Origin of the sequence: Kitasatospora sp. MBT63 (genome assembly GCF_000710465.2) — a bacterium.
GTDB lineage: Bacteria > Actinomycetota > Actinomycetes > Streptomycetales > Streptomycetaceae > Kitasatospora.
Genome location: NZ_JAIZ01000314.1, coordinates 1 through 12,755, shown reverse-complemented (window position 1 = coordinate 12,755; position 12,755 = coordinate 1). Strand labels below are relative to the sequence as shown.

Annotated in this window: 13 protein-coding genes; 9 read left to right on the top strand and 4 right to left on the bottom strand. The window is 73.9% G+C overall.

Annotated features, from left to right (window positions below; genetic code table 11):
• Nucleotides 1-258 precede the first annotated feature (258 nt).
• The 3 genes from AA75_RS19295 (at nucleotide 259) to AA75_RS19285 (ending at nucleotide 4,105) form a co-directional block, all read left to right on the top strand.
• A complete protein-coding gene (locus AA75_RS19295) occupies nucleotides 259-1,263 on the top strand; it encodes a zinc metalloprotease (RefSeq protein WP_033821356.1) in 1,005 nt (334 codons plus the stop codon).
• Between the two features lie 109 nt (nucleotides 1,264-1,372).
• A complete protein-coding gene (locus tag AA75_RS19290; protein ID WP_033821361.1) occupies nucleotides 1,373-2,149 on the top strand; it encodes an SDR family oxidoreductase in 777 nt (258 codons plus the stop codon).
• Between the two features lie 144 nt (nucleotides 2,150-2,293).
• The gene (locus tag AA75_RS19285; protein ID WP_033821355.1) at nucleotides 2,294-4,105 is read left to right on the top strand and encodes an ABC transporter ATP-binding protein; all 1,812 of its coding nucleotides are present in this window, start codon (nucleotides 2,294-2,296) and stop codon (nucleotides 4,103-4,105) included.
• On the opposite strand, the gene AA75_RS19280 is transcribed toward AA75_RS19285, so the two are convergent.
• A complete protein-coding gene (locus AA75_RS19280) occupies nucleotides 4,097-4,582 on the bottom strand; it encodes a MarR family winged helix-turn-helix transcriptional regulator (RefSeq protein WP_033821354.1) in 486 nt (161 codons plus the stop codon). The two genes, AA75_RS19285 and AA75_RS19280, sit on opposite strands and share 9 nt — an antisense overlap.
• A 113-nt stretch (nucleotides 4,583-4,695) precedes the next feature.
• On the opposite strand from AA75_RS19280, the gene AA75_RS19275 reads away from it, so the two are divergent.
• Nucleotides 4,696-5,574, top strand: a complete 879-nt coding sequence (locus AA75_RS19275) for an alpha/beta fold hydrolase (protein WP_033821353.1) — start codon at nucleotides 4,696-4,698, stop codon at nucleotides 5,572-5,574.
• On the opposite strand, the gene AA75_RS19270 is transcribed toward AA75_RS19275, so the two are convergent.
• The gene (locus tag AA75_RS19270) at nucleotides 5,547-6,218 is read right to left on the bottom strand and encodes a 1-acyl-sn-glycerol-3-phosphate acyltransferase (protein WP_033821352.1); all 672 of its coding nucleotides are present in this window, start codon (nucleotides 6,216-6,218) and stop codon (nucleotides 5,547-5,549) included. The genes AA75_RS19275 and AA75_RS19270 overlap by 28 nt on opposite strands.
• Nucleotides 6,219-6,518: 300 nt before the next feature.
• Here AA75_RS19270 and AA75_RS19265 point away from each other — a divergent pair, with 300 nt between their 5' ends.
• On the top strand, nucleotides 6,519-6,887 hold the full coding sequence (locus AA75_RS19265; RefSeq protein WP_033821351.1) for a hypothetical protein: 369 nt from the start codon (nucleotides 6,519-6,521) through the stop codon (nucleotides 6,885-6,887).
• Nucleotides 6,888-6,953: 66 nt separating this feature from the next.
• Here the strand turns inward: AA75_RS19265 and AA75_RS19260 are convergent, their stop codons facing one another.
• Nucleotides 6,954-9,149 carry a bifunctional glycosyltransferase/CDP-glycerol:glycerophosphate glycerophosphotransferase gene (locus AA75_RS19260; protein ID WP_199520358.1) on the bottom strand — a complete coding sequence of 732 codons (2,196 nt, stop codon included), beginning with the start codon at nucleotides 9,147-9,149 and terminating at the stop codon, nucleotides 6,954-6,956.
• Between the two features lie 475 nt (nucleotides 9,150-9,624).
• Here AA75_RS19260 and AA75_RS19255 point away from each other — a divergent pair, with 475 nt between their 5' ends.
• From AA75_RS19255 to AA75_RS19240, 4 genes are all read left to right on the top strand, one after another.
• The gene (locus AA75_RS19255; RefSeq protein WP_033821350.1) at nucleotides 9,625-10,500 is read left to right on the top strand and encodes a hypothetical protein; all 876 of its coding nucleotides are present in this window, start codon (nucleotides 9,625-9,627) and stop codon (nucleotides 10,498-10,500) included.
• Nucleotides 10,501-10,804: 304 nt separating this feature from the next.
• Entirely contained in the window at nucleotides 10,805-11,071 is a 267-nt protein-coding gene (locus AA75_RS19250; protein ID WP_033821349.1) for a hypothetical protein, read from the top strand.
• A gap of 152 nt (nucleotides 11,072-11,223) precedes the next feature.
• Nucleotides 11,224-11,646 (top strand): YjbQ family protein, encoded by a 423-nt coding sequence (locus AA75_RS19245; RefSeq protein WP_033821348.1) that lies wholly within the window; start codon nucleotides 11,224-11,226, stop codon nucleotides 11,644-11,646.
• 122 nt (nucleotides 11,647-11,768) lie between these two features.
• Entirely contained in the window at nucleotides 11,769-12,005 is a 237-nt protein-coding gene (locus AA75_RS19240; RefSeq protein ID WP_033821347.1) for a hypothetical protein, read from the top strand.
• Nucleotides 12,006-12,057: 52 nt separating this feature from the next.
• Here the strand turns inward: AA75_RS19240 and AA75_RS19235 are convergent.
• The coding region (locus AA75_RS19235) for an SbcC/MukB-like Walker B domain-containing protein (protein ID WP_033821346.1) at nucleotides 12,058-12,755 on the bottom strand (698 nt) is incomplete at its 5' end.

Here is a 12,755-nt window from a genome sequence, read left to right as displayed (position 1 = left end):
GGGGGGGGGGCCCGCCCCCCCCCCCCCGCCGTGCTGTCCGGGGGCGGTTTCCGGCCACGATGGCGATGTTCCGGTGGGGTTGCCCGGATGTAAAGCCTCCATCTGGGGTGCCCCAATGGCCGGTAAACCTGCGGTAGTTGGGGGATTTGTCCGGAGTATTTCGCGGCCGGAACGGATCTGACGCGTACACGGCGGCAGTGCTTAACCTCTGCTCGGCGGCCCCAATCCGCCACCCCCCACACCCCCACGGGAGAGCAGATGTCTCGTCCTGCCCGCTCCGCCATGCGCATCGCCAACCGGATCCTCGGCGTCACCGCGCTGGCCGCCGCGCTCGGCACCGCCCAGTTCGCGGTGCCCGCCACCTTCTCCGCGGCCACCGCCGCACCCGCCGCCGCGTCCACCTGCGTGGACGGCTCGTCGGCCGGGCACACCGACGCCGCCGCGCGCCAGGCCGAGGGCTCCACCGCGCACGACCCCAACTCGCTGACGGCCGGCCAGGTCAAGGCGATGGACGCGGACCTGAAGTCCACCGTCGAGCAGCTGCGCCGCTCCTCCGACTCCCGGAGCATGGTGGACGGCGGCCTGGCCGCGACCACCATCCCGGTCTACTTCCACGTGATCCACAGCGGCTCCACCGGCAAGCTCAGCGCCAGCGCCATCAACAGCCAGATCGCCGTCCTGAACGCGGCCTACGGCGGCCAAGGCTCGGGCAACACCGCGACGCCGTTCAAGTTCCAGCTGGCCGCCACCGACTACACCGACAAGGCCGCCTGGTACAACGGCATCACCGACGGCACCAGCGCCGAGAAGGCGATGAAGACCGCGCTGCACAAGGGCGGGGCCAACGCCCTCAACCTGTACACCGCCAGCCTCGGCGACGGCCTGCTCGGCTGGGCCACCTTCCCGAGCTCCTACCGCTCCCAGCCGACCATGGACGGCGTGGTCATCCTGGACACCTCGCTGCCCGGCGGCTCGGCGGCCAACTACAACGAGGGCGACACCGCCACCCACGAGATCGGCCACTGGCTCGGGCTGTACCACACCTTCCAGGGCGGCTGCAGCGGCAGCGGCGACTCGGTCGCCGACACCCCCGCCGAGGCCAGCGCGGCCTTCGAGTGCCCGACCGGCCGCAACACCTGCAGCTCCACCGGTGTGGACCCGATCCACAACTTCATGGACTACACCTACGACTCCTGCATGACCCAGTTCACCCCGGGCCAGGTCACCCGGATGACCAACTCCTGGGCCTCGTACCGCGCCTGACCCCGGCTCGGCGCCACAGGGCCGGCACCGGACCGCTCCCCGCGGTCCGGTGCCGACCCGCGTCGGCGCACCGGTGCGCGGCGCCGCTACCAGCCAGTACGGTCTCCCCATGACGACAGCTCTCATCACCGGCGCCACCGCCGGCATCGGCGCCGCCTTCGCCCGCCGCCTGGCCAGGGACGGCCGCGACCTGGTCCTGGTCGCCCGCGACCGTGAGCGCCTGGCGGCCACCGCGGAGGAACTCGCCAAGAAGTACGGCGTCCAGGTCGAGACGCTCCCCGCGGACCTCGCCACCGACCAGGGCATCGGGGCCGTCGAGGAGCGGCTGCGCGACGGCGGGCGGCCGGTCGACATCCTGATCAACAACGCCGGCTTCGGCAACCGCGGCGCCTTCCTCGACGTCCCGGTCCAGGACGAGCTGGACATGCTGAAGGTGCACGTGGAGGCGGTGCTACGAACCACCACCGCCGCTCTGCCCGGGATGCGCGAGCGCGGCCGCGGCGGCATCGTCAACGTCGCCTCGGTCGCCGCCTTCCTGCCGCGCGGCACCTACGGGGCGACCAAGGCGTGGGTGGTCAGCTTCACCCAGGGCATCGCCCGCGACCTCGGCGGCAGCGGGGTGCGGCTGCAGGCGCTGTGCCCCGGTTTCACCCGCACCGAGTTCCACCAGCGGGCCGGGATGGGCACCGGCAACGTGCCGGCCTGGGGCTGGCTGTCGGCGGAGCGGGTGGTCGACGAGTCGCTGCGCGACCTCGCGCGCGGCCGCTCGCTCTCCGTCCCCGGCAAGCGCTACAAGCTGGCGGTCGCGGTGGCCCGGCTGCTGCCCAGCGGTGGTCTCGGCGGTGTCTCGGCCAAGGCGGCGCGCACCTACCGCACCACCGACTGAGGCGCTGAGTCGCTGAGGCGCTGAGGCGCCGGGGCGCGGGCGGGGCCGGCCGGAATACACCGAGGCTCATTATTAGTTTGGCTAACCATGAGCCAAGCTCGGTATGCTGGCTCCCCACCCGCCCGCGCCCGACGGAGGCTGCCCTTGCGACCCGACCGAGGAACCGACTGGACCCCGCCCGAACGCGCCAAGGGCGAGCCCGCACCGCCCGCCCAGCTGCGCCGGATCGCCGCGCTCTTCCGCCCCTACCGCTGGCAGCTCGCCATCGTCGGGCTGCTGGTCGCCGCCTCCGCCGTGGTCTCGGTGGCCACCCCGTTCCTGCTGCGCGCCGTGCTGGACACCGCGATCCCGCAGGGCCGCACCGGCCTGCTCACCCTGCTGGTGCTCGGCATGATCGCGGCCGCCGTGGTGAACAGCGTCTTCGGCGTGCTGCAGACGCTGATCTCCACCACCGTCGGCCAGCGCGTCATGCACGACCTGCGCACCGCCGTCTACAGCCACCTGCAGCGGATGTCGCTGGCCTTCTTCACCCGCACCCGCACCGGCGAGGTGCAGTCCCGGATCGCCAACGACATCGGCGGGATGCAGTCCACCGTCACCTCCACCGCCACCTCGCTGGTGTCCAACCTGACCGCCGTGGTGGCCAGCGTGGCGGCCATGGTCGCGCTGGATTGGCGGCTGACCGTGGTCTCGCTGCTCCTGCTCCCGCTGTTCGTCTGGATCAGCCGCCGGGTCGGCAACGAACGCAAGAAGATCACCACCGAGCGGCAGAAGCAGCTGGCCGCGATGAGCTCGGCGGTCCAGGAGTCGCTCTCGGTCAGCGGCATCCTGCTCGGCCGCACCATGGGCCGCTCCGACTCGCTCTCCCGCGAGTTCACCGGGCAGTCCGACCGGCTGGCCGACCTGGAGGTGCGCTCCAGCATGGCCGGGCGCTGGCGGATGTCCACCATCGGCGTGGTGATGGCCGCGATGCCCGCGCTGATCTACTGGGCGGCCGGGCTGACCGCGGCCGGCGGCGCGCCGATCGTCTCGATCGGCACCCTGGTCGCCTTCGTCTCGCTCCAGCAGGGACTGTTCCGGCCCACCGTCAGCCTGCTCTCCACCGGCGTCCAGGTGCAGACCTCGCTGGCGCTGTTCCACCGCATCTTCGAGTACCTCGACCTGCCGGTGGAGATCGCCGAACCCGCGCAGCCGGTCCGCCCGGCCGCCGTCCGCGGCGACGTCGCCTTCGACGGCGTCGACTTCCGCTACCACCCGGACCAGGAGCGGCCCACCCTGGCCGGTATCGACCTGAAGATCCCGGCCGGCGGCTCGCTGGCGGTGGTCGGCGAGACCGGTTCCGGCAAGACCACCCTCAGCTACCTGGTGCCGCGGCTGTACGACGTGACCGGCGGGCGGGTCACCATCGACGGCACCGACGTGCGCGACCTCTCCTTCGCCACCCTGGCCGACACGGTCGGCGTGGTCTCCCAGGAGACCTACCTCTTCCACGCCTCGGTCGCCGACAACCTCCGCTTCGCCAAGCCGGACGCCACCGACGCCGAACTGGTCGAGGCGGCCCGCGCCGCCCAGGTCCACGACATGATCGCGGCCCTGCCGGACGGCTACGACACGCTGGTCGGCGAGCGCGGCTACCGGTTCTCCGGCGGCGAGAAGCAGCGCCTCGCCATCGCCCGCACCATCCTGCGCAACCCGCCGGTGCTGATCCTCGACGAGGCAACCAGCGCCCTGGACAACCGCACCGAGCTCGCCGTCCAGCAGGCCATCGACGCGCTCGCGGCCGGCCGCACCACCATCACCATCGCGCACCGCCTCTCCACCGTCCGCGACGCCGACCAGATCGCCGTGCTCGACCGCGGCCGGATCGCCGAACTCGGCACCCACGACGAGCTGCTGGCGCTCGGCGGGCGCTACGCCGCGCTGCTGCGCCGCGAGGGCGCCCCGGTCTCAGTCTGACCCGGGCGCCCCGGCGGCGCCGTCCGCCCCGCGGGCCCGGGCCACCGCCTCGCCCATCGCCCCGAGGAACCGGCGGGCGGTGTCCAGCTCGGCCGGGTCGAACCCCGCCATCGCGGTGACCAGTTCACCGATCACCGGTCCGAAGAAGGACCGGCCCAGCTCGACCGCCCGCTCGTCGACGGCCAGCAGCACCCGCCGCCGGTCGGCGGTGTCCCGGCCGCGGCGGATCAGACCGAGCCGCTCCAGCCGGTCGACCAGGGCGGTGGTGCCGGCCGAGTTGAGGCCGAGCCGCCCGCCCAGCAGGCCCGGGGTGGCCGCCGTGCCGGCCCGGTCGGCGTCCAGCAGCTCGATCAGCGCCCGCAGATCGGTCGGGTGCAGCCCGTGCAGGGCGGCGAACTCGCCGCCGAAGCGGTCCAGCTCCACGGTCAGGGCGCGCAGCAGGTGCACCAGCCCCATCGCCCGGTTCCCGTCGTCCATCCGTCCCGCCTTCCGTCCGTTCTGTCGCTTGCCCAGTATCTCGCTCAGCGAGAGTATTGGCCGGCGAGAATATTGGCCGACAAGGGAACACCGACCGGGAACGGGGACCCGCCATGTCCGTGGACGACTTCCACACCGCGTACGACACCGTGCTCGCCAAGTGGCCGGCCGGCACCACCGCGCTCGACCTCCGCTCGCCGTACGGCACCACCCGGGTGCTGGCCCACGGCCCGCAGGACGGTGAGCCGCTGGTGCTGCTGCCCGGCGGCGGCGCCGGCGCCACCGTCTGGTGCGCGCTGGCCGCCGAACTCGGCGACCGGTACCGGGTGTACGCCGTCGACCCGCCCGGCGATGCCGGCCGCGGCGTGGCCGGGGACCGTCCGCTCGCGCGGCCCGCGGACCTGACGGCCTGGCTGACCTCCGTGCTCGACGGCCTCGGCCTGGACCGCACCAACCTCGGCGGCCACTCCTACGGCGCCTGGCAGGCGCTGGGCCACGCCCTGCACGACCCCGGGCGGATCGGCAGGCTGGTGCTGCTCGACCCCACCCGGTGCTTCGCGGGACTGCGGCCCGGCTACCTGCTGCGCGCCCTGCCGATGCTGGCCCGTCCGAGCGCGGAGCGGGTCCGCGCCTTCCTGGCCTGGGAGTGCGAGGGTGCCGCGGTCGACGAGGACTGGCAGCGCCAGTTCGCCCTCGGCGCCGCCGAACTGCCCCGCCCGAAGCCGGTGATCGGCCGGCGGCCGGGCCCGGCGGCGCTGCGGGCGCTGGACGTGCCGACCCTGGTGCTGCTGGCCGGGCGGAGCCGGGCGCACCACCTCGGGAAGGTCGCCGCGGGCGCCCGGGCGCTGCCGGACGTCCGGCTGGCGACGCTGCCCGGGTCCTCGCACCACTCGCTGCCCGCCGCGGGCGCCGGGGAGGTCGGCGCGCTGCTGCGGGAGTTCCTGGGCGGCGGGGCTGCGCCGGCTCAGGCCGCCTTGGGCAGCTCGTTGTAGCCGTCGGCGGTCTGCTGGCCGGACAGTTCCTGGATGGCGGCCATCACCTCGTCGGTGACCTGACGGCGGGCCTTGGCCGAGCGGGCCTGGCCGTGCAGGGCGGAGAAGTCCAGCGGCTCGCCGAAACGGACCGTCACCTGCCGGATCCGGGGGATCCGCCGGCCGACCGGCAGGATGTCCTGCGGCCCCTCCAGTGCCACCGGCACCACGGGGACGCCCGCGGTCAGCGCCAGCCAGGCCACGCCGGTCTTGCCGCGGTAGAGCCGGCCGTCCAGCGAACGGGTGCCCTCCGGGTAGATGCCGAAGGCCTTGCCGTCGTTCAGGATGTCCAGCGCCTGCTCCAGCGAGGCGGCCGCCGACCGGTAGGTGCCGCGCTCGACCGGGACCGCGTTGATGACGCTGGTGAAGAAGGACCGGACGATGGCGCCCTTGAGCCCGGTGCCGGTGAAGTACTCGGCCTTGGCCAGGAAGAACACCTGGCGCGGCGCGGTCAGCGGGATCACCACGCTGTCGATGAACGAGAGGTGGTTGCTGGCCAGGATCACCCCACCCTTGCGCGGCACGTTCTCCAGCCCCTCGATGACGGGACGGTACACCGTCCTCGCCAGCGGCTTGAGCACGAGCTTGGTGATGAGGTTGATCATGGGCCCTCCCCGGCCGGCCGACACATGGGCTCGGCCGTACCCGGACCGAGGTCAGCTGGCAGATTACGACACCGCCCCCCGGGCCCGTCCACTCCTTCCGGCCCTTGGACCGGTGCGATTCCCGTCACGCCCCGCACCGGGCCGGCCACGCGGCGCCCACGGTGCGGGGCCGTGACGTGCCGTCGGCACCGTCCGCCCGGTGGGTGCCGGATCCGGCGGAAGCCGGACCGGGCGGGCCCGCGACGGGTTAGCGTGTAACGGCGGAGCACCGAGCCGCGCCGAGTCACGGGGGGGGTGGCCATGCCGATCCGTACTGCCCTGGTCCCGGTCCGCACCGCGCCGGACCGGCACACCGAGACGGTCCGTCTCTACCAGTCCGTCACCGGCGCCGCGGCGGGCCCGACCCGGACCGTCGAGGCCACCGGCCTGACCGTCACGGTGGTGGGACCGGTGCTGGTGCTGAGCGGCGCCGAGGAGGCGCTCGCCGCCGAACGCGAGGTCGGCGTGGTGTTCACCGTCGACTCGCTGGCCGGGACCACCGAACTGCTGCTGGCCCAGGGCGCCGAGCTGGTCCGGGAGCTGCCGGCGATGCCGCACGGCCGGGGGCGGCAGCTGCGGCACCCGGACGGCCTGGTCGCGGAGTACCTGGAGCTCGGCCCCCAGCCCTGAGCCCCCAACCCTGAGCCCCCAGCCCTGAGCCCCGAGCGGTCAGCCCGAGCGGTCAGCCCCGGACCGTCAGCCCTGGACCGGGAACACCCGCCGCACCACCCGCTCCGCCGCCCGGCCGTCGTCCCACGGGCAGAAGCGCTTGCGGAACGCCGCCCGCGCGTCCGGCTCCGGGTCACCCGCCCGCACCGCCGCCACCAGCTGGTCCTGGTCGGTGGCGACCGCACCCGGCGGCTCGGCCAGCAGGTCGAAGTAGACGCCGCGGGCGTGCCGGTACTCGTCCCAGTCCGGCGCGAACACCACGATCGGACGGTCCAGCACCGCGTAGTCGAACATCATCGACGAGTAGTCGGTGACCAGGGCGTCCGAGGCCAGGAAGAGGTCCTCCACCACCGGGTGGTCGGAGACGTCCAGGATCCTGGCGTCCTGCGGACCGGCCGTCAGGTCGCCCGCGCCGCCGTCGTGGAAGTAGTGGGTGCGCACCAGCAGGGTGAAGCCGGGGCCGAGTTGCCCGGCGAGTTCGCGCAGGTCGGCCAGCGGCACGTAGCCGCCCTGGGCCTCGCGGTGGGTCGGGGCGTACAGCACGGCGGTGCTTCCCGGCTCGATGCCGAGCCGCTCGCGCAGCGCGGCGCACTCCTCGGGTGTGGCGAGCGCCAACCGGTCGTTGCGCGGGTAGCCGGTGTCCAGCATCTCGTAACGGCCGGGGAAGGCGCGGGCGAAGTGCTCGCTGGTGTGCGGGTTGGAGGAGACCAGGAAGTCCCAGCGGTCGACCGCCTCCTGCAGCCGCTCGAAGTCCATGCCGTCGGCGGCGACAGGGTAGTCCCGCAGGTCCATGCCCATGGTCTTGAGCGGGGTGCCGTGCTGGGTCTGCAGGTGCACCGTGCCGGGCCGCTTGGCCATGGTGTGCGGGAAGTTGACGTTGTTGACGAAGTACTTGGCGGTGGCCATCGCCCGCAGGTACGCGGGGGTGTTGAGGATGACGTACGGCACGCCGGGCGGCAGGGTGGCGGCCCGGGCGCGGTTCTCCACCACCCACACGCCGCGCACCTGCGGTGCCAGCTCGCGGGCCTTCTCGTAGATGGCGGCCGGGTTGCAGGCGTACCCGCGGTGCCAGTACGCCGCGTACACGGCCAGGTTCCGGTCCACGGGCAGCCGGCGGAAGGTGTTGTAGGCGGTGAAGCGGGCGCTGCCGCGGACCGCCTTGCGGACCGCGGGCGCCACCGCGCGGGTGCCGCGCTTGACCGATCCGGGCAGCCGGCCGCCGCGCCGCAGCTCCGCGTACGAGCGGCGGGCGCCGCGGGCCACCAGCCGGTACTGCAGGCCGCGCACCCCGCCGGGGAAGCGGTAGCCGGCGGGGCGGTGGCGCTCGAAGTGCTCGCCGATCCGGCGGAAGAACTCCGCGCGCATCCCGGTCGGCACCAGCCCGGGGGTGTCGTGGACGGTGAGGGCCTGCTTGACGGTGCGGTCGAACACCAGCGTGCGCAGCTCCGGCCCCACCTCGGGGTGCCGGCCGAGGAAGGCGAAGATCGCGTCGTACTGGGCGAAGGCGTCCGCGTGCTTGGGGGAGGCGGTCGCGGTGATGGCGCCCGGGCGGCCGCGCCGGTAGGCGTAGCAGGGGCGGTCGAGGTAGCGCAGCCGTCCGGCGGCGAGCAGCGCGGGGTAGGTGACCGAGATGTCCTCGTAGTAGCCGCGGCCGAAGGCGACGCCGAGGCCCTCCAGGAAGTCGCGGCGGAAGACCTTGTTCCAGACCGACATCACGGCGGTGAGCAGGGCGGGGTGCTCGGCCAGCGTGCAGCCCTCGACCAGCGGGGAGCCCGCGAGCAGGTGCCGCCAGGGGTTGGGCTCGGTGCTGCCGTCCTGGTAGACGTGGGTGAAGTCGGTGAGCAGGACGTCCGCGGGCCGCCCGCCCGCCCGCTCGGTCTCCTGCTCGCGGCGGAGCTCGGTGAGGACGGCGTCCAGGCTGCCCGGCGGCAGCGAGTCGTCGCTGTCCACGAACCAGACGTAGTGGCCCGTGGCCTCGGCGAGTCCGACGGTGCGGGCGCCGCCGAGTCCCTGGTTCTCGGTGAGGTGCAGGACCTGGAAGCGGTCGTCGCCGGCGGCGTGGGCGTCCAGGATCGCGCCGCAGCCGTCGGGGGAGAGGTCGTCGACCGCGATCACCTCGACCTCGCCGGGCCGGGCGGCCGTGGCGGAGAGCGAGTCGAGGCAGCCGGGCAGGTAGCGCTCGACCCCGTGGACCGGCAGGACGATGCTCAACAGGGGGCTCACGCGTGGGTTCTCCGCGACGGGTGCAGGTGGCTGTCGGCAGGTGCGCCGGTACGGCCAACTCTAGCGAGCCCGGCTGCGCGTTCGATCACCGCCGACGCGGCGGTCGGGGGAACGGGAAACGCGACCGCCGGTGCCGCGCCGTGCGAGCGGCGGCACCGGCAGTCCGGTGTGGCGGTCCGGCCGACCCTCAACGACCGACCGCCGGTCCCGTTCACTGCGGGGGAGTCGAACCGTCGCAGCGTCGAGACGGCCAAGCAGTGACTCACTGCAGTGTCGGAAGACTATTCATATGTCGAACACATTACTTCCGGATCTTGGGGTGATGTCCCTCGAAACGGTGCTGATACAGATACTGCTTGGAGGTTTCGGCGGAGTCAATCCCTCGGATGTGTTCAGTTTCTGAATGATGTCCCAACCATTGCCGCAGGTGTCCCCGTGCTCCTATATTGACGCGAAGTCTCATAAAGGAGCGCCCATGGGCCGGCCGCCGCTGCCTGCCAGGCCGGTCAGTCCGGTCCTGCGGCTGCTGATGCTCGGGCCGCTCGCGGTCGCCGCCGGCGCGGTCTTCCTCGCCCTCACCTTCTTCGGCGGCTCCACCGACGCGCTGTTCGCCTGGCGGATGTCGCCGGTCACCGCCGCCCTGCTGGGGGCCGGGTACGGCGGCTCCTGCGCCATGCTGGTGCTCGCGCTGCGGGCCAGGACCTGGGAGAAGGTCCGGGTCGCCACCGCCGCGAGCGCCCTGTTCATGCTGCTCATGCTCGGCGCCAGCCTGCTCGGCCGCCGCACCCTGCACCTCACCGGCGGCACGCTGCCCGCCTTCGCCGCCGCCTGGACCTGGCTCGGCGTCCACCTGCTGGCGCCGCTGATCGGCCTGGTCGCGCTCGGCGCGCAGTGGCGGACGGCCGGCCCCAAACCGCCGCGCGTGCCCCGGCTGCCCTGGTGGGTGGCCGCCCCGATCGTCACCAGCGGCCTCGCCGTCGCCGTCACCGGACTGCTGCTGTACGTCCTGCCGGACCCCGCGGCCCGGCACTGGCCGTGGGCCGCCCGGCCGCTGGACGTCCGGGCGCTCGGTGCCTGGTGCGTCGCCTTCGGCGTCGCCCTGCTGCTCGGCTGGCGCGAGGCGGAGCTGCGCCGGGTGCGCAACGGGATGGCCGCGCTGGTCATCAGCGGGCTGCTCGGCCTGACCGGGTTGATTCTGCACGGCGGACAGGTCGACTGGGACGGCCCGGGCGCCTGGCTGGTCGTCCTGGTGCTGGCCGGCTTCACCGGGCTCGGCCTCTCCGGGGTGGGGGTCTCGGCCCTGCTCGACCCCCCGGAGCTCCCGGACGGTCCGGAGGTGCAGCTCCAGTAGTGGAGATCCGGTGACAACCGGAGCGTTAGCAGGTGCCCGGGGGTAAAGGGAAGAGGGCGTCCGGCCCGCGCCGCGGACCCGCGATACCCGGGTGCGCCCGGCGCGACCTGCGAAGAGAGCGCGCGGCCGGAGCGCGGCCGGCCGGCTTCGATGCCTACTCGTGACCCAGGCCACTGACACCTGGTGATGTGTCAGTTCCTGTCGCACGATACGGTGGCAGAACACCAGGACGGTTGCGCGGACTCCGTCTCACACGGATAGTCTTCGCCTCACGGCCCTGGCGCCTCGTAGGGGTGGGAAATTGATGGAACACATGCAAGCACGGACACGGGCACGAGTGCCGGCGATCCAGTGCGGTGTCGGCACGACCGGCCGCCGGATCGAGCGCCACCTCGCCGTGCTGGGCGCGCCCGCGCTCCCGGTGGTGGACACCGCCGAGGCCCTCGGGCTGATAAGGGAGCTGACGCCGCGCGGCGCCGGCACCTCCACCACGCGCCGGCGGACAGCCCGGGTGCGGCTGCTGACGCCGCTGCGCCGGCTCCGCCGCAGCCTCTTCGGCAGCCGCGGCTAGACCAGGCCTCGGCGCCGGGCGCGCCGCAGGTCCAGGGGGATGGCAGCAGGACGCAGCCATCCCCCTCCAGGTCGTACCCGGGTCCGGCCGGGCCGTGCGCCACGCCGCGGACACCGCCGCCCGCCCGGACGACGATCCGTCAGGATGGCGCCATGGCAGACAACTTCCACTCCATCGTCTTCGAGATCACCACCGGCTCCGACGAGGCTGCCGTCGACATCACCGAACGCTGCACCTCGTTCCTGGCCGGGGCGGCCGCCGGGCGGGACGGTCTGCTGAACGTCTTCGTTCCGCACGCCACCGCCGGTGTGGCCGTGATCGAGACCGGCGCGGGCAGCGACCAGGACCTGCTGCACGCGCTGCGCCAGCTCCTGCCCTCCGACGACCGCTGGCTGCACCGGCACGGCAGCCCCGGCCACGGCCGGGACCACGTGCTGCCCGGCCTGGTCGCACCGCACGCCACCCTCCCGGTGATCGGCGGCCAGCTCGCACTCGGGATCTGGCAGTCCGTGGTGCTGATCGACACCAACGGTGACAACCCCCGCCGCTCGGTCCGGCTCTCCTTCCTCGGCTGAGCCGCGGCCCGGTCCCCTCGCTCTGCCCGGCGCCCGGCTGACCCACTGGCCCGCCCGGCCGACCCGCCGGCCGACCCGGCCGCTCCTTGCGGGCAGCCGGGTCCGGCGGGTAGGAAGGCGGTATGACGGACCCGGACACCCCCGAGCCGACTGCCCGCCCGGCCGGCGCCGCGGCCTGCGAACTCGCGCCCGCCGGTGACCCGGCCGCAGGCCTGACCCCCGACCCCGCGCCCACCGGCCCGCGCGCCGACTGCGTGCTCTGCGGCGAGCCCACCGAGTACCCCGCCGACCACCCGGGCAGCACCCTCTGCCCGGTCTGCACCTGGCAGCAGGCCCAGCGGATCGCCTGCTCGGGCTGACCCCTCCGCCCGGCCCTCCCGCCGGCCGGGTCCGCCCCGGCCGGGGATCCGCTCAGGCGTCCTCGCGCCCGGCCAGCCGGAGGGTCGAACCGTGCCGGTGCTTGCGCACCAGCAGCTGGGCCGGGATCCGGCTGCGCAGATCGGCGACGTGACTGACGATCCCGACCGCCCGGTCGCGCTCCCGCAGGCCGTCCAGCACGTCCATCACCTCTTCCAGGGTCTGCTCGTCGAGGCTCCCGAACCCCTCGTCGATGAAGAGGGTGTCCAGCGGCATCCCGCCGGCCTCGTCCGTCACCACATCGGCCAGGCCCAGTGCGAGGGCCAGCGAGGCGAAGAAGCTCTCTCCGCCGGAGAGGGTGGCGGTGTCCCGCTCGCTGCCCGTCCAGGCGTCGACCACCCGCAGCGACAGCCCCGAACGCTTGTTGCCCGCCACCAGCCCGTCGCTGTGGACCAGGGTGTAGCGGCCTCCCGACATCTTCACCAGCCGGTCGCTGGCGGCCGCGGCGACCTGCTCCAGCCGGGCCGCGAGCACGTACGACTCCAGCCGCATCCGCAGCGCGTTGTCCGCGGGCGCGCCCGCCACCAGCGCGGCCAGCCGGCTGATCCGGCCGTACCGGTCCAGCGCCGGCGCCAGGTCGGCGGCCAGCGTGGTGAGCGCCGCGCCCAACCGGGCCAGGGCGGCCGAGCGCTCCCGGGCGGCGCTCTCCTCGGCGGCGGCCCGGCGCAGCCGCTCCGTCGCCCGCCCGAGCG